This window comes from Paenibacillus tundrae (assembly GCF_030812775.1).
Taxonomy (GTDB): Bacteria; Bacillota; Bacilli; order Paenibacillales; family Paenibacillaceae; genus Paenibacillus; species Paenibacillus tundrae_A.
The window spans coordinates 1-16,896 of sequence record NZ_JAUSTI010000028.1 but is presented as its reverse complement, the minus strand read 5'-3'; the positions used below and the strand labels follow the sequence as shown (position 1 = coordinate 16,896).

Annotated in this window: 19 protein-coding genes; 1 reads left to right on the top strand and 18 read right to left on the bottom strand. The window is 46.1% G+C overall.

Annotated elements, in window-relative coordinates; translation table 11 throughout:
* Positions 1-190: 190 nt before the first annotated feature.
* The 10 genes from J2T19_RS27105 to J2T19_RS27060 all read right to left on the bottom strand — a co-directional run bounded on the left by J2T19_RS27105 (position 191) and on the right by J2T19_RS27060 (position 10,593).
* Positions 191-1,297 carry a TolB family protein gene (locus J2T19_RS27105; RefSeq protein WP_307221476.1) on the bottom strand — a complete coding sequence of 369 codons (1,107 nt, stop codon included), beginning with the start codon at positions 1,295-1,297 and terminating at the stop codon, positions 191-193.
* 58 nt (positions 1,298-1,355) lie between these two features.
* Positions 1,356-2,864, bottom strand: a complete 1,509-nt coding sequence (locus J2T19_RS27100) for a sensor histidine kinase (RefSeq protein ID WP_307221475.1) — start codon at positions 2,862-2,864, stop codon at positions 1,356-1,358.
* A complete protein-coding gene (locus J2T19_RS27095) occupies positions 2,861-3,571 on the bottom strand; it encodes a response regulator transcription factor (protein WP_307221473.1) in 711 nt (236 codons plus the stop codon). Before J2T19_RS27095 ends, J2T19_RS27100 begins: the two co-directional genes overlap by 4 nt.
* Before the next feature lie 268 nt (positions 3,572-3,839).
* Positions 3,840-4,718 (bottom strand): helix-turn-helix domain-containing protein, encoded by an 879-nt coding sequence (locus tag J2T19_RS27090; RefSeq protein ID WP_307221524.1) that lies wholly within the window; start codon positions 4,716-4,718, stop codon positions 3,840-3,842.
* 224 nt (positions 4,719-4,942) lie between these two features.
* Positions 4,943-6,352, bottom strand: coding sequence for an MATE family efflux transporter (locus J2T19_RS27085; protein WP_307221471.1), 1,410 nt, complete (start codon positions 6,350-6,352; stop codon positions 4,943-4,945).
* Between the two features lie 300 nt (positions 6,353-6,652).
* Positions 6,653-7,480, bottom strand: coding sequence for a carbohydrate ABC transporter permease (locus J2T19_RS27080; RefSeq protein WP_307221469.1), 828 nt, complete (start codon positions 7,478-7,480; stop codon positions 6,653-6,655).
* Positions 7,480-8,346: a carbohydrate ABC transporter permease gene (locus J2T19_RS27075; RefSeq protein WP_307221467.1), complete on the bottom strand. Its 867-nt coding sequence runs from the start codon at positions 8,344-8,346 to the stop codon at positions 7,480-7,482. The genes J2T19_RS27080 and J2T19_RS27075 overlap by 1 nt, the downstream gene beginning before the upstream one ends.
* Positions 8,347-8,370: 24 nt before the next feature.
* Entirely contained in the window at positions 8,371-9,561 is a 1,191-nt protein-coding gene (locus J2T19_RS27070) for an ABC transporter substrate-binding protein (RefSeq protein WP_370874967.1), read from the bottom strand.
* A 314-nt stretch (positions 9,562-9,875) separates the two neighbouring features.
* The gene (gene lspA / locus J2T19_RS27065; protein WP_239291202.1) at positions 9,876-10,358 is read right to left on the bottom strand and encodes a signal peptidase II; all 483 of its coding nucleotides are present in this window, start codon (positions 10,356-10,358) and stop codon (positions 9,876-9,878) included.
* Positions 10,359-10,464: 106 nt separating this feature from the next.
* Positions 10,465-10,593, bottom strand: coding sequence for a hypothetical protein (locus J2T19_RS27060; RefSeq protein ID WP_307221461.1), 129 nt, complete (start codon positions 10,591-10,593; stop codon positions 10,465-10,467).
* Between the two features lie 29 nt (positions 10,594-10,622).
* Here J2T19_RS27060 and J2T19_RS27055 point away from each other — a divergent pair, with 29 nt between their 5' ends.
* A complete protein-coding gene (locus J2T19_RS27055) occupies positions 10,623-11,111 on the top strand; it encodes a heme-degrading domain-containing protein (RefSeq protein ID WP_307221459.1) in 489 nt (162 codons plus the stop codon).
* Positions 11,112-11,488: 377 nt separating this feature from the next.
* On the opposite strand, the gene J2T19_RS27050 is transcribed toward J2T19_RS27055, so the two are convergent.
* The 8 genes from J2T19_RS27050 to J2T19_RS27015 all read right to left on the bottom strand — a co-directional run bounded on the left by J2T19_RS27050 (position 11,489) and on the right by J2T19_RS27015 (position 16,548).
* A complete protein-coding gene (locus J2T19_RS27050) occupies positions 11,489-12,466 on the bottom strand; it encodes a permease prefix domain 1-containing protein (protein ID WP_307221457.1) in 978 nt (325 codons plus the stop codon).
* A 6-nt stretch (positions 12,467-12,472) separates the two neighbouring features.
* Positions 12,473-12,799: a PadR family transcriptional regulator gene (locus J2T19_RS27045; protein WP_307221455.1), complete on the bottom strand. Its 327-nt coding sequence runs from the start codon at positions 12,797-12,799 to the stop codon at positions 12,473-12,475.
* A gap of 18 nt (positions 12,800-12,817) precedes the next feature.
* On the bottom strand, positions 12,818-12,958 hold the full coding sequence (locus tag J2T19_RS27040) for a hypothetical protein (RefSeq protein ID WP_307221454.1): 141 nt from the start codon (positions 12,956-12,958) through the stop codon (positions 12,818-12,820).
* Positions 12,959-13,906 (bottom strand): nucleoside hydrolase, encoded by a 948-nt coding sequence (locus J2T19_RS27035; protein ID WP_307221452.1) that lies wholly within the window; start codon positions 13,904-13,906, stop codon positions 12,959-12,961.
* A gap of 63 nt (positions 13,907-13,969) precedes the next feature.
* Complete coding sequence (locus tag J2T19_RS27030; RefSeq protein ID WP_307221450.1) at positions 13,970-14,374, bottom strand: DUF350 domain-containing protein; 405 nt, start codon at positions 14,372-14,374, stop codon at positions 13,970-13,972.
* Positions 14,362-15,771, bottom strand: a complete 1,410-nt coding sequence (locus tag J2T19_RS27025; protein ID WP_307221448.1) for a glutathionylspermidine synthase family protein — start codon at positions 15,769-15,771, stop codon at positions 14,362-14,364. The genes J2T19_RS27030 and J2T19_RS27025 overlap by 13 nt, the downstream gene beginning before the upstream one ends.
* A 4-nt stretch (positions 15,772-15,775) precedes the next feature.
* Positions 15,776-16,069, bottom strand: a complete 294-nt coding sequence (locus J2T19_RS27020; RefSeq protein ID WP_307221522.1) for a hypothetical protein — start codon at positions 16,067-16,069, stop codon at positions 15,776-15,778.
* Positions 16,069-16,548, bottom strand: a complete 480-nt coding sequence (locus J2T19_RS27015; protein WP_307221447.1) for a hypothetical protein — start codon at positions 16,546-16,548, stop codon at positions 16,069-16,071. The genes J2T19_RS27020 and J2T19_RS27015 overlap by 1 nt, the downstream gene beginning before the upstream one ends.
* Between the last annotated feature and the right edge of the window lie 348 nt (positions 16,549-16,896).

Below are 16,896 nucleotides of genomic sequence, written 5' to 3'. Positions count from 1 at the left end.
AAGCATATTTGTCAAAAAGAAAAAGAAACAGCCGCCCGAAACAAATGTCTCGAACTGCTGCACAACATTCGACTTTAATTCCTGCATTCTAGTTTATCGGAAGCGCAAGGACTTAGTCAATATAAATGTATAGAAAGGCAAGCAAGTTATGGAATTATGCTGGATCTTCCCTGCCATTAATTAATTCAACTCACTCCGAGATGGTAATTATAGAGGTCTCAAAGTGATATCCTGCACTGTCCAGTACAGACTGTGACAGCAATATTTTACTGCCTTCTGGGCTCCAAGCAAGCGGATCAGACACGTTATCCATGTCCGCAGAGATCTGGAATTGTTCGGCCGACTCGGTATTAGAGACGAACAATCCCTTTTCGCTATCACTCTCGGAATTGATTGTATAGGCAATTTTGGAATCATCTTGCGACCAGCTTGTGCCAAAAATTTGTGTGCCGCGTGCAAGCGTAGCTTTCTCATTGCCTTCTAGATCAGTAAGCACTAGTGCACGCTTCGTATCCGCTGTTTTTTTCACAATGGCTAGTCGCGTACCGTCGTTCGAAGGAATGACCCACTCCACACTTTTCAGTACCTGCTTCACTTCGCCAGTCTCTGTGTCGTAAGCGTTCAGTTGACCGTCCTCACCGGTAATGTAGTACACGGTATTGCCAGAAACCTCTACACTACGAATGTTGAAACTACCTACCTCGACTAAAACTTTGGTGTTCCCTTCTACATCGGCCGCGACCAGATTGCCATCCATATTCGGATACACAACATGTGTATGATCAAGCCACGCACCCTCACCGACAAATCCCATATCTTTACCCGTCGGTACAGACTCGCCGTTATTCATATTCAGAATGAAGCCTTTGCCTACACTCTCCTCAGGCTCACGATAGAAAACATATTGTCCATCCGGTGAAGCCATTGGTGCCGCTAAGCTGACATCACTTTCTTTTAGCAACGTATCTGTTCCTTTCGCAAGGTCGTGCATATAGATATTGTAAGGATAACGCTCTTCTCCCTCAACCGTAACTGGCTTAAGATCTTGATTTGGCTTATCTAGCAAAATTAAATCAGACGTTAACCAACCCACACCGCGAATATTTGCGATTTTATCGATTTTCTCAAGCTTGAAGCTCTGGTATACGGATGGATTCGTATTATCTTTAACGACGATATCTGTCCCTCCTGCGCCACTTCCCATGCTACCGTTCATTCCTGTATTTCCCCCGCATGCAACTAAGGACAAGAGTGATATCGCCCCAACCACACCTAAAGCCATCTGTTTCCAATTCATCATGTTCCCCCCTGAATGCTGTCTATAGATCAATCATACCGATGGGTTACATCCAAAGTTATTCAGAATTGTTTCCAACTTGTAAACTTGGGTTCACAAGCGGAAAAGTCAATTCAAATGTCGTTCCTTCTTCATCGTCCTTATATAGTGGTAACAGCTGAATCGTTCCGCCCTGTTTTTCTACAAATTGCTTCACGAGTGACAGCCCAAGGCCTGTGCCCCCGGTCTTTCTGGCTCGATCTTTATTAACGGTGTAAAAGGGTTCAAATATCTTCTCCCGTGACTCTTCTGGAATCGGCACACCCGAGTTGAAGATACGAATAACTGCCTTCTGTTCTTGTACACGCGGCTCACTGTAGACACGGATCACACCTGCGGGTTCGTTATATTTAATAGCGTTGTCCAACAGATTGATGAAGATGTGCATCAGATTCTCCCGGTCACTGTGGATAGTTGCTGGCTCTAAATTCAATTCCATCGCAAGCCCAAACTTCTCCGCTTTGCCTCGCATCCGTCCACAAGCATCCTCCAGTAATGCCCGAACCTCGACATCCTCAGCCTGATTCTCAAAATCATACTTCTCCAGTGCCGAGATGTGCAGCACCTTCTCGACCATCTCATACAACCGTTCTGTTTCTTTGCCTATGTTATTGGTTGCATCCTCCAATAACTGAGGATCATCCTTGTACATGTTCAGTAACTCAACATAGGCTTTGATCGAGGTTAGCGGTGTCTTGAACTCATGACTGATGTTCCCGATATATTGCTTCTGTTGTTGTTCGAGCGCTTGAAGCTTCTCGATGGCCAGCTTCAGCTTCTGCTGCTCATCATGCATCGCTGTAATATTTTGACGAATGGAGGTGCTCATATAATAAATGCCCTGACCTAGCTCCCCCAGCTCATCCTTCCGTTTTACAGGCGATGCTTCAATATAATCCCCTTCGCGAATGGAATCTGCAGACTTCTTCAAGCGTGTGATCGCCACAGCAAATCGATTATAGAAAAGATAACCCAGAATAAAGCTTAACCCTACCACGGCAATTCCGGCCCACATAAATAAATTCAGAATTCGAGCGTAGAATTCGTGATAACTCTGGATGGAATACTGCATTCGCACAGCACCCATCTGTCCATCTGGCCCATCAAGTGGAGCAACATAGAGAAGTGTCTCCCCCTGCTCCCGATACACGATCTTATTCTGAAGCACATAGTTCAGCGTCTCCGTCATACCTTCTGTACGTTCTCCGGTTGTGATGGATGAGCCTACCTGTTGCCCCTTCATATCATATAGAGCGATAGGAAGCCCTGTGGAGTTAGCGAGTTCCTGGGCAAGCCGGCGACCGCTCTGTTGTAAAAATGCATCAGGCTCCAGATGGATCGACTCCGTATAGTAGGACTGTCGTACGTTCAGATTCACCAGACGGGTCTGTTGTGACAGAATGTCCTCGATCTGCGTTTGCTGGTTGCGCTCGATCCCGCGTAATACGAGGTAGCTAAGCACGACAACCGTGAGAATCAGCAAAGCTGCGAGGAAAACACTGAATTTTAGTTTGATGCTCACTCTCATATCCGTCCACTCGCTTCGGGAGCAGATGCCTTATATCCAATCCCGTAGACGGTCTGTAGCTTCTCCTGATCCGTATCACCAATTTTTTTGCGAAGACGCTGAATATGGATATCCACCGTACGGGTTCCCCCTGCATACTCCATCCCCCATACTCGATCCAGCAGATCATCACGCGTGTATACGCGTTCTGGATTGGACATCAGAATCGTTAGCAGGTCGAATTCCTTTGGTGTAAGCTCCAGCTTCTCATCATTTACGGTGACGGTGCGATGAGCAACATGAATGCGTAATGCTCCATTAATAATGGCTTGGCTCTTCTGATCTTCTGACGGTGGACTGCTCTTCTCCACACGGCGCATCAGGGCTTTCACTCTGGCGAGCAGTTCACGAATCTCGAACGGCTTCGTCATATAATCATCGGCGCCCATTTCGAGACCCACGATTTTGTCTACAATATCATTTTTAACTGTTAATAGAATAATGCCAATATCCTCCCGATCCTCAAGTCTACGACATACACCGTAGCCATCGAGCTTCGGCATCATCACGTCTAGAATCATAACCTGCGGATGGAACGATGCCACCTTCTCCAGTGCTTCTTCCCCATCATTCGCCGTCTCCACTTCATAGCCTTCCCGGCGCAAAGCATAGGCAATGGCACTGACAATACTTGTTTCGTCATCGACAACCAGCACTTTTTTATTCATCGGATTCATCCTCTTCCGTTATGTCATCAGTTACTTCTGTGTTGATTGCTATCACATCAAAACTATTTATAGATATATGGTACCAAGGGTTTGGTAAATTGGCTACGAGCCTGATTCACATCTGCACACCTAAGCACCTACCTTCGCCTGTTCATCCATATTCCCCAGCTTGAGCTTTGTTTCCCTTATTTTATACCCAAGGATGACAAAAAGAGCCACCCCTATATCCGGGCTGGCTATAATATATACAAGTATAGTACACATCTTTCTATTCTTCGAATGACAAATTTACGGGTTCATCAACCATCTCATACTCATTCTCCATATGGGTAACTGGCGTATTACGATCCACTTCTTCGAAACGTAAGCTATCCAACCACACTTTCCCTTTCCCAGATAAAATAACGCCAAATGATATCACTGCGCTGTCCTCCGGTACATCGAGTACAATATGATATTGATTCCATGGCTGTGTCCCAGTGATTGGCCGATCATGCATATTATCAAACTGCAGTACATCCTGAACGTTGTTGTCCACACGCATCCATAAACTACAGAACTGCTCAACCTTCTCGGTGGTGACAAAGCCCGAGAACTTCATACGTTTACCTATATACTTATCTGCCTTGAATTGTTGCATCATCGTAGCAAACTCATTGATATCCATCGGTGTAACAGACTTCAAATATCCTGAGGATTTACCCTGATGAACTACCGTAGGATCTATGCCCATCTCATAATTTTGCGGATGACTTCCGCTTAGTACCCAGCCATTTACAGTTGATGTATGATTCATCTTTAATTCTCCTCCTCTAGATCTACCTTGGAATAGCTTCAGATTAAACAGCTTGCGAAATCGACCTGGGGGCAGTCCATATACCTTCTTAAACGCTCGGGTGAATGCTTCCTGACTTTCAAATCCACATCCGATGGCAATATCCAAGATCCCTATATTAGTAGATCTCAGGATTGTGGAGGTTTCACTTAAACGGCGGTTACGAATATAGTCTACGACGGTCATACCTACCTCTTTACGAAACACCCGGTGATAGTGATAGGACGACAATCCAGCTCTGGATGCGACTTCCTCAAGCCCAATATCCTCATACAGATGTGTCTCAATGAAATACAGACTTTCCTGAACCATTTCACTGTATCGATTCAAATTGAAGTGCAGCCCCTTTCTATATCTGTACTATACGGAAATAACGCGTACCTGTTTTGATCATTTTTGCGGTATTTGTGTTTAGCGACAGCAAACCATAGAAAAAAGCCGACTATAGGAACATTACTCCCTATAATCGGCTCTACTATTGAACTTGACGACATCAATAATCCTATTTCGGCGGATGGTTAATATTAACTACTATTTTAAACTGCTGGAACCGGCTGTGCGCCAACCGAATCATCCTCATCATGATCTACAAGGGCGTGTTTCTCCCAAGCGCGGCTCTTCCAACGGAAGTACATAATGAAGGCTCGTGTCCACTCATCGGCTGCAATGGCTAGCCAAATTCCTGCCAGTCCCATGTTCAGTTGGAAGACAAACAGGTATCCTAGCGGCAAGCTTAGGCAGACCATCGAGATCAGTCCCATATATACCGGGAACTTGGCATCTCCTGCGGCACGAAGGGAGTTAATGATAACGATGTTGGTCGTGCGTCCCGTTTCGAGCACGATACTGAGCAGGATGACCTGTGCAGCAATCCGAATCACTTCCGGATTATCCGTGAACAAGCCTACAAGTGGCACACGGAATGCAATCACCACGAGATCGACAGCGATGGTCGCGATCATGGCCCATTTTACACTTTTCCAAACACGCTGGTAAGCTGTCTCTTGCTGCTTGGCACCCACCAGTCGTCCCACCATAATCGCTGTACCCATACCAATTGCCATACTGAATAGATAGATATAAGACGAGATATTATGCGCATATTGGCGAGAAGCCAATGCTTCTGCACCGAGGAACGTGGCATAGAAGAAAAAGACAAGCTGACAAGAGTGGTACATAATCTGCTCTACTGCGGATGGAATACCAATCTTCAGAATCTTCGCTACATAGTTTTTGGTAAACTGCAGGTAGAACTTGATCTCCACCCGTACTTCGGTCACACGATACATCAACCAGAAGAAGATCAACAGACAGACAAAACGGCTCACAATGGTTGAGATTGCCGCACCCTCTACCCCAAGTGCTGGCATGCCGAAATGACCAAAGATCAGAACGTAGTTCAAACCAACGTGAAGCACGTTCATAAATACGGAGACATACATCGTCTCTTTGGTAAATCCATACGTACGAATAATCGCAGCCAAGGAATTAATCAACGCTTGAAGGAAGATAGCGCCTCCGACAATGTGCATGTACGCTTTGGCATAGACTAGAATCTCACCCTGTACGTTCATTTTCTCCAGCAGCATTCCGCCGAATACAAGGAACGCTCCACTAAGCACTAGACCCACGATGAGGTTCAGCGTAATCGCCATACCTGTAATTTTGGCTGCTTCATACAGCTTCTTCGATCCGATATATTGAGCGACAACAATCGCAGCTCCGTTACCGACAACCTCCAAGAGCAAAATCGCTATTGTAATAATCTGATTTGAAGCTCCGATTCCAGCTACTGCATTGTCTGACACGGAACTAATCATCAACGTATCGACCGTACCCATTAACATAAACAAAAATAATTCCAGAAAAATCGGCCAGGTTAATGCGAACAGATTAAGCGGTTTGCCCTGTTGCTGTGTCCCTGTTTCCGTAACGGCTGCACTCATGATGTCACCTCTTTAATCTCCATAAAGTAAATAATTGCACTTAAACTTCCGACATTGAATCCTGATGTTTCAACATGTAAACAAGGGGTATAGTAGCATAGACTTTCTGAAAAAGCATCCGCTTTTACGAAAATAATTTTATTTTTTTCAAAAATTTTGAAAATGAATGGAAAAAGATGCTTTTTCATGATATTTACATAAGTTGAACCTTATGATTTGCTTATTTATCCGATTCGATCTTGTCAACAAAGAACAGCAAAAAAGCCTGAACCGATGGTTCAGACTTGATCAACGCAATGTTTATTTAATGGAACCTTGTGTCACCCCGTTAATAATCCATTTCTGAGCGAACAGATAGATGATAATCATTGGCAACAAGGCGAGTAGATAGGAAGCAAATGCCAGGTTGAAATCTGTATTGAACTGACCTTGGAACACATACTGCACCAATGGCAGTGTATATTGAGATGGATCGCTGATAATAACGAGTGGTAGCAAAAAGTCGTTGTACGTCGACAAACACGTTAGAATACCAACAGTGGCACTGATTGGTGCCATTAACGGGAAAATGATCCGCCAGAACGTGCCCCAAGTCGTCGCACCATCCACGTATGCGGCCTCCTCCAGCGTTACGGGTATTGATCGGATATACCCAACGTACACAAATACGTTAAAGGCAAGTCCATAGACCGTATGCAACAAAGTAAGGCCAATTAAGTTAGTCATCTCAAGCGAAGACGTCAGCTTAACAATCGGCAGCATGATGATGGGAAACGGAATGAACATTGCACTGACGAAGTAATAGTATAATCCTTTGAAAAATTTCCGTTTCTCCATATTACGTGATATCGCATAAGCGACCATCGAGTTGCTCAGGAGTGTGAGCACAACCGTCGATGCGGTCACCATAGCACTGTTGCGAAACGACTGGAAGAAGTTCGTCATATCAATCGCACTCGCAAAGTTCTCCCAGTGGAGTGTTGTCGGAATGGCGAATACCGACTGTGCCATCTGCTCTGGATTTTTCAGAGCAATCGTAACGGTCATATACAATGGGAACAAAATAAACAGTGTGCCTAGCACAACAAGTAACATCACGAGCCAGTTCGTACCTAGACGGCTTCTCATTACAGATCCATCTCCCTTCTTTGCAGGAACCGGATTTGTAGAATGGAAATCACCGCAATAACGATGAAGTAAATAACCGAGTTCGCAGACTGATATGCATATTCGCCGCCTTCGAATCCTCCTGTGTAAATCAGATGGGAGATCGACTGCGTTGCCCGCCCAGGGCCACCGTTGGTTAAAGCTACGATTTGGTCAAAGACCATGAGTGAGTTCTTCATCGCGAGCACCATATTAATTGTAAAGAATGGCGCAATAAGCGGGAAGGTGATGCTCCAGAACTCACGCCATTTGCCTGCACCGTCAATATTCGAAGCCTCGTAGAGTGTTGGTGATATCGTTTGCAAACCTGCCAAATACAGAATGGTGTTGAGCGCCACCGACTGCCACACCGCCACAATGACGATCCCGAGCCAGGCTAAGCTTTCGCTACCTAGAATGTTCGTTGATAGTGCATTGATGCCAAGGTTCTGTCCCCAGATCGGAAATACGTTGGAGAACAGGTAGTTAAATATGTAACCTACAATCAATACACTTAGAATATTGGGCAAAAAGTAGATACCACGGAAAAAGTTACGGAACTTAATCTTGGCATTGAGCCCAAGGGCAATAAGCAGGCTAAGGATATTCGTTAAGATCGTGACCACGATCGCGAATTTGAAGGTAAACCAGTAGGCATTACCCACATTGTCATCGCGAAATAGATTGAAGTAGTTTTTGAATCCAACAAAATCATATTGTTTACCGAAACCATTGTAGTTCGTGAATGAATAATAGATCCCTTGGATCGCCGGCAGCGTCATAAATACGAAGAACAATACGACCGCCGGAACGGTCATCCAGTAATAGGGTGCCATGCGTTTGTTCATATGCCATCCTCCTACGGACAAGGGTTAACGCCGATTTGCTACCTTGTCCCATTCTTTGTCGAGTGTATCTAGATAGTTGTCGATATTTTGATTTTGCAAAAAGGACTGCACGATAGAATTCAGTTGCACAGCGGCTGGAATATAGTGATCGGCGAAGTCGATGACCTTGCCCTGTTCAATATAAGGCATCAATTCCTGCACGGCAGGATCATCCTGCTTGACACCCTCTACCGCAGAGAACAATGTCTGTTCGTCGATATATCTTCCGATATTCTCAGGCTCCAGCAAAAAGGCAATGAACTCCTCGGCCTGTGCTCGGTTTGGTGTATCTGCCGCAATGGTGAACAACGAATCGATACCGTTTACAAGCTTGATCTGACTTGCATCATTACCGGTTGGGAACGGGAAAAAGCCAATGTCCACATTCGGATTCGCCTTACGAATCTCTGGGATAGCCCAGGTTCCTTGGATGTACATGAAGGCCTCACCATTAGCAAATGCCCGGTTACCATCCGAGTACGCTTTACCAAAGTTATCGCTATGACCATACTTCATCAGTTCAAGCTGTTTCTCTGCGACCTCACGGTACTTCTCCTTGAAGGTCACCTTATTCTCGCGGCGTTCCAGATAGAAATCGATGCCAACGAGGTTAGGCCCCAGTGCATTGAACGGTAGATTGGTCTGCCAGTCATCTTTGTATGTGAAGTAAAAGGGAATTTTGCCTGCATCCTTAATTTGTTGGGCAGTAGCGATGAGCTCATCCCATGTCTTGGGCACGTCCAGTCCCATTTCGTTAAACAACGTTTTGTTGTACATGATGCCGTTTGCATTTGTTGCGTAAGGAATACCTGTCACTTCATCCATTCCCGTAACGTCCTTTAACATCTGTATGTAATTGGGGTCAATCGTTTGGACTAGGGAGCTGTCTGTCAGGTCGGTAAAAATATCGCTCTGAGCCAGCGTGGAATAGGTATCGGTCGCACCCATTGCCATAACATCGGGTATGTCATTCTTGACAACCCTTGTCTTCAGAACCGTCTCGGCATCTGGGGGATTGACCTGGGTGACCTGGATATCAGCATGCGCTGCGTTGAAGGTTTGGATCAGATCGTCAAATGTCGCCTTCGCCTCAGGCTTGTTCTGGAAAAATTCAATCTGCACTTTGCCATTCGCGCTATCTCTGCCCGTACAGGAAGATAGAAGTACAGCCATCATTCCACAAAGCAATAGTGCCCCGAGAGCCTTAGTAATTGATGTTCTCATGTTGTACCTCCTTTGCGTAATATGTAAATACATACCCATAGAGTACTTGGAGGAACCATGTGCAATTCTTCCATTCGCTCTACACACTTCTGTACTTACATCAATCGACATAAAATGCCCTTTCTTATTTCTAAAACGATTTCGGTTAAAATGAATCAAGCCATCTATTCTGCCCAAGGGATGGAAAACAACCAAAAAAGAGACATCGGAATTCATCCAATGTCTCTCATTTAGTAGCTTTACGGCCTATAACAACCTGCGGATATTCAATTTTTGGGCAAAGCATTGCGTAAACGTTTAGCACGATAACCCTGAAATGCACGAATTAACATGCCGATAATGATCATCACTACACCGATGTTGATCGCTACATCCGCGAGATTCAAGATACCGCGTCCAGAAGGGAACACCAGGAAATCCGTCACCCGGGCGTAAATGAATCGGTCGAGTGCATTACCGAGCGCTCCACCTACCATGAATCCTGCGCCAGCCTGCATCCAGAAACCACGAATCTCACCTTTTCTGCGGTAATATAAAATACCTGCGATGAACAGGACAGCAATCACGCCGAATAATCGCGCATTCCCCTGGAACAAACTGCCGGCCATGCCGGTGTTCTCGTAATGTTGGAGCTGCATGCCAGAGTCGCCTAGTCTCATCACATCTCCAACTTCCATATACATCCTCACTGCAATCTTGGTTCCTTGATCCACCAAGGTTACCAGCAGTGCCACAAAATAAAACAGCATCGTGCCCTCTCCTCCTGTCTAACCGTGCAATCTGAACGATAACTACTTCGGGTATTATTAAAATAATTCTAATATTAAAAATGTTGTCTATTACGTTCCCCTTACTTTACCACAGTGGATACACGGTCTCCAAATGACTGCCCTGCGGTGCAACATAGTTCAAGACCTCTGGTATGCTCGTCTCGTCCATCCGCATCCAGCAGGTACCGACCCGAGCCATGTCGAATGTAGACAACAATCATACTGAAGAGGAGCTGCCCGAATTTGAATCTACCACTGACAGAGAAATTGAAGGGAATGCAGCAGGAAGAAAAAGACTTGATCTTCCACACGTTTAATTCAGAAACAGCACTTCGGCTAGGTCTACATCTCGTCGCAGAAGCCAAACGCCGTTCACAAGCCGTAACCATCGACATCACACGGAAGGGACACCGTCTATTTTTGCATGCGATGGAGGGTACCCATCCAGATAATGAAAATTGGATTAGACGCAAAAACAATGTCGTGAACCACTTCTCGTCCAGCTCTTGGCACACCGCCCTGCGGCTGAGAAATGAGAACCAATCTCTAGAGCAGGACTATGACCTGTCTGACGGGGACTATGTACTGGCTGGAGGAGCCTTCCCACTGATTATTGAAAATGAGGGACAAGTGGGTACCATCACCGTATCGGGCTTGCCCGATGAAGAAGACCATGATCTGGTCACCACGGGTATTCGCTCATTTTTGTTACAGCAAGGTTATATCAATTGAACTAAAGAATAGTTACACTTGGCACTTCGATGACAGAATAACTTTCCGATCGCTGTTATCCCCAGATTTTTTTGATTTCCTATTCCAACGGTAAAATCCGGGGATAGCTTATGCTTCCGATGTAGCTTTCTTGTAGAAAGCTTTCAGGCGACCGCTTCGCTTCTCCATGTTATTTCTGTCCTCTCCGTTCTCGTGTAAATGTTTCGTTCAATTGATATAGATAAAATACAAAACAAAAACTCCCATCATCGTAAGAAGTAGAATTCGAAACATCTACCTCTATTTATGATGGGAGCATTTTGTTTTTTTACACACGCTTCGATACTTATAAATACTTTGAAATCGTCAGGATGAAAGCTGAGACTTAGGCTAACGCTTTAAGACGGGTTACGATCCTTCATGATGTGGTATAGATTGCCAAAGCTACCAGACAATATACCTGCAATCGGAAATACGACCCAGTTGATGTCCCAACGATGCATTACAAAGCCTGTGAATAGAAAGATAGCGATCGCAAGCGGCCATATTACAGCCTCCACGGCCTTCACAGCACGCACTTCTTCCTTCTTCTCTGCCGTCAAATGATGCTCCTCCAGCAATGTGGTGTATGCCCCTTGAGTATTGCCATAATATACGAATAGGAATACACCGACTCCTGCCATGACCATAAAAGAAGATACACCATAAGGAGCATAGCTATCATTCAGATAAGCGGCGGCAAATATAAGTGCCGGAGCCAGAATACACAAGCTGACACCTGTGATGAGCGCTACTCGGTAAGTCAGGGCGAAGTTCGCTTGGTTACGCTGAAGATTCCGCTTAAGTGAATATGGCAGTTGAAAACCTTCTTCCAAGTAACTGAACCGTTCAAGCTTCATACCGCTGTGTATAAACATGCCGACCGCAACGGCGACGAGTAGAAACATGCCAATCAGACCGATTACTGTACCTGTCTCAATGGAACTATGCGCTGCTGACATACCATAATTCTCAGCTAATGTGCTCATGAAGATTAGAAAACCTACACCGAATGCGCAGAGCAAAACCCCAAGCCCTGTCCACAATCCCGCACTTTTCTTCGCAGTCGTATACGCATAGGCTTCTTCCTCCGTCAATACAGGTACTGATTCCTCCATATGAACTGGTTCTATGCCAAGTTCAGCGGTTAACTCCTCAATGTTACCGAACTCGGAGATCACAATACCAATCGCTTCGTTCTCCGATTTGCCCTCTCGTTTGAGCTCCAGGTACTTATCTTCCATCCCCGTTAAAAGCTCCTGCTTCAAATGCTCCATCTCAGAAGTTCTCGGAAGATTTGCAAACATGTTCTCCAGATACACCACAATTGTCTCCATGCCCATTCACAGCTCCCTGATAAATAGATTAACAACCTCCTGCGTAACCTTCCACTCCTCACACTTTTCCCGGTAGTAGTCTAGACCCAATGGGGTAATCCGGTAATAGGTACGACGCTTACCCATGCTCTCATCTTGGTAAAACGATTCGATGTATCCATTCTTCTCTAATCGGGTGAAGGCCGAATATAGTGTCGTCTCCTTCATCACATACTTTTCCTCTGTTAGCTGTCTGATGTTCTTGGAAATCTCGTATCCGTACGACTCCCCTTCGAGCAGCATATAGAGAATCAGCGTATCATTGTAGCCGCGTATCACGTCACTGCTGATCACAAAAGATACTCCTCCTCGTTACTCCATCTGTCGTAGTAATCGAAGTATATCACGTTTACTACGACAGGTGAAGTAGTCGATCTGAAAATAGGCAAAAAAAACCGTACCTGCCAAAGGTACGGTTGATGTTAATTCTTTCGTTTGTTGAATTCGCTGCATTTACCGAATAGCTGAGAGCACATCCAGCAGCATGGATTTGAACTGAGGACGATTAATCGCCTCACATACACGTACATTTGGCGCTTTACCAAAACGCCCATTGATATCCACCACACTGTATCCACGTGTCAGTTCACCCGCAGCCTCTACATCTACATAATACTGACCAGATTTCGTCATAAGGGATTCATCTGCGGCAACAGCCATCAGTAGTGTATCCGGGTGTGTCGTGCCATTCAGTTTATGTACTGACTTGTTGAACTGCATGACCACTTTGTTGATTGCAGTGAAGAAATCGGCACCAGATGTGCCAAGAGCCGCAATCTCTGCATGATCGTCATCATCCATGACCGAATATTGGGTACACATCTCCCAGCCTACCATGGTGATTGGAATGCCTGCATGCAGTACGATTTTGGCTGCTTCCGGATCGACGTAGAAATTGTATTCTGCCGCCGGTGTGATATTGCCCAATGCATTATTCGTTCCGCCCATGATATACAAGTGCGCAATCTCTGGAATAATGGTGGGATCCTTCTGAATCGCCATCGCGATATTCGTCAATGGAGCAATCGCTAGAAGCTCAATCTCACCTGGGTTCGCATGAACCTTCTCAATGATAAAATCAACCGCATGCCCCTGCTCGGGACGCTGATCTGCCTTTGGAAAATGTGCCCCGCCCATACCGTCGTCACCATGCACATCTTCCACCGTGCGATGTTGTGCTTGACCGTATGCCATTAGTGGTCGCTCACACCCTTTGTATACAGGCACCTTGCCGCCATGTCCAGCAACCTGTACCGTGTACAGGGCATTTTCAACCTCTTGGTCGAATTGTACGTTCCCACCTGTAATCGTAATGCCTTCCACCTGAAAATGATGCAATGCGGTCAGGATGGCAATCGTATCGTCTCCTGCTGTATCTGTATCGATGATGACTCTTCTCATGATGCAATGCTCCTTCTTACGTATAAGATTCGTTCTACATTAACGTTTACGTCAGGATTTATTTTACATCAAAAAAGTACCGATGACGATGGAAACGCCAATGATAATCGAACGCAGTAACTGTGCTACCGCCATATTGCCCCGTGCAATTTCATCACATACCCGCATTTTGGGAGTTAAGAAATCAAATATAATATAGACCAGGCACAGAATAATGATACCCAGTACCGACCATAGGAGCATATCCAGCCACGAATGTGTAGAGAAGGACACCATACCTACAATGATACACAGTCCCAACAATTTGCTGCCCATGTACATGCCTGCCGCTTCATTACCTTTAGCGATTTCTTCGCTATCGTTATAACGAGTCAATTTGCTAAAAGCAAAATATCCACATACCAGTACGACGAGCAGAATACCTATACCCAACGCAACATTCACCAGGTTCAACCCTAAGTTCTCCATTCCTTCTCCTCCTCATCCTTCATCCATTCACGTACTGCAGCGGCACAATAATAGGCCATATCCCCGGTAACCTTCTCTCCAACCCGAGGCAACATACCCGCAAAACGCCCACCAATAACAAAAACGCCTGTGAGCAAATATCCACTGTACGCGCCATCCTCTGTCTGAATCACAGCCTGCTCCATCAGAACCATCTGCTGATAGATTTTGGGTTGATTGTCATAATAGGCCGCAATCTCTTCCTCTTCATTCATTTCGTTCTCTTCAATTGCATTAGAGCCTGAATCTGCCCCCATTATTGTGTCCAGCGGTTGAAGCACATCCTGTAGTTGGCTAAGTTGATTGGTATCTCCATCCAGCAAAAGCGTTCCTCGGCCTTCGCGTCCCCAATAGCTCTTGGCTACATAAGGCAGTGCACTCTGCTCAAAAGGTTCAACTGAGAAATAGGTCGGCAGCAGGTAACGGGAGATGGCATCCATCTCTGCATCGTTAAAAAGCGTGAATCCGCAATATTCCGGGGTCTGTTCGTTCCGTTCATAGAGTGACCAGATGGCCGCCATGAAGCCTTTGCTCTGCATCAGCACATGCTGTACGGGGTTCATCAAGCCCAGCCGCCCCTCGCGTACAAGCTCAAGCAGTGCCGCCCCGACTTCCACACCCGTGTTCTCATCTCGATCATCAATCAAATATTCCAGAGGATAGAGACGATACAAAAGATGAATCTCCCTGCCCTGATGATATAATGCCTCGCCTGGCATAATCTCCAATTCCTCCAGCGGCGCATAATACGTCTCGTATCCTGCTTCCCGGCAGCGCTCCATCAAATAGGCTGTATTGGTTCGATCCTCCACATGATCTCCGTAAGAGGTGAATGTCACCGGCCCTTGCAATCCTTGCTCTGCATAGAAGGACAACCATGACTGGAAGCATTCCCGAATGCGAGCAGCCATCTCGGCAGATGGCGAAGTCCACGCAGCATCCTCAGCCAGCCCGATCAAAATACCCTCAAGCGAAGCAGCCTCCGGTATGCCCGTAGGGGTGTCGGTATTATTTTCAATACACTTCAGCCCAGCTTCACCAATAATCCAGTCCTGACGGGTAATTCCACCAGTAACCATCTCCATCCGCGCCGCCTGAATTAGTCCAGGGTGAATGCCGAGCGGCCCCTCCAAAAAGGAATCTGGCATATATCGCTGGATAAATCGCATCACCTTGCAGTAGATTGCATCCACCGCTTCAGCCGCACTCCGAAGCTCCTGTACCTCAGACGGCGTGTACATCGTCAGCGCAGGAATACAATATTGCTTCCCATACATGCGATGGTAGGGTATGTGCTGCCCTGCTTCTCCATCAAAAACCTCGTCATGACTGAACGGCAATGTATACACTTGCCTCATTGACTTATCCTCCCGAACTGCGGAAGAAGCTGCCAAACCCGCTTGATTTGGATTTGGATGTGGATGAGCTATATGAGCTATTGCCGTCCTTGTTGCTGCGATAAGAGGAGCCACCGCCATAATAATAATGTCCACTGCTTGAATCATATTCACATCCGGTGTCATACTCCGGATCACATTCATCATTGTTGCTGCCGCATCCCGCCAGTACAGCAGGAACAGCCAGCATCAAAGAAAATGCTACCAACTTCGCTTTGGAACCGGGCTTCGCTCTGTGGTTACGCTCTTCTTCGTTCATCACAGATCCACCTCCTTCATGAAAAACAACACTTTTCTGCGATCTGCATCCAGCACCGAATACAGGAACTCATACGTCTTGCCACTACGAACCATGTAATGGTCAAGGAGTTGTTCGGCAATCTCCATCGTGTAAACAGAGGACTCTGTGAGCGTTAGTTCCTCAAAGGAATGTCCATTCCACAGCATATACTCCGGGCTGTACATGGAGGACACTTTGCACATGGCCAGCGATGCGTCCGCAATCGCCCCGCCGTATCCCTCCGGCATCTGTGTATCATACGCTGTCACATAAACGGCATGCTCCCGTTGATCCTGACACTCGTTGGACAGATGCGCCCACAGTTTGTTTTTGACCAGTGTGGCATCCACCAGCTTACGCATGAACAGTTCATCCCGCGTCACTGAAGCCTGCTCCAGCACGCCGGTCTCAGCTTGGTTTTCATCCGACCAGCTTCGATACGTCAATGAATAATACATCCCGATAACCTCCCTCTCTGTAAGCTCTTAGATGAGCCGTTTCAATACATACAAACGTATTTAACGCATCGGAAGAGAAAAAGTTACACAATTCACCATGACATGTAAAAAAGAACATGTTAGCCGTCCTCCTTCCACTCGTTAGCGTAGAATCCGGAATCAGCGTATAAATCTGACTTCCCCTGCGCAAAGCTGAAATGGGGCTCTCGCAAAGAGAATTCTCTCTCTTTGCTCCGAGCGCTAACGAACCGATTGGAACTAGAATAAAAAGTGGACACCCGTTAACGGACAGAAGGATAATAAGGCTAACGGAGGTGTGTCCACATGGGAGAACAGCGGCAACGATAC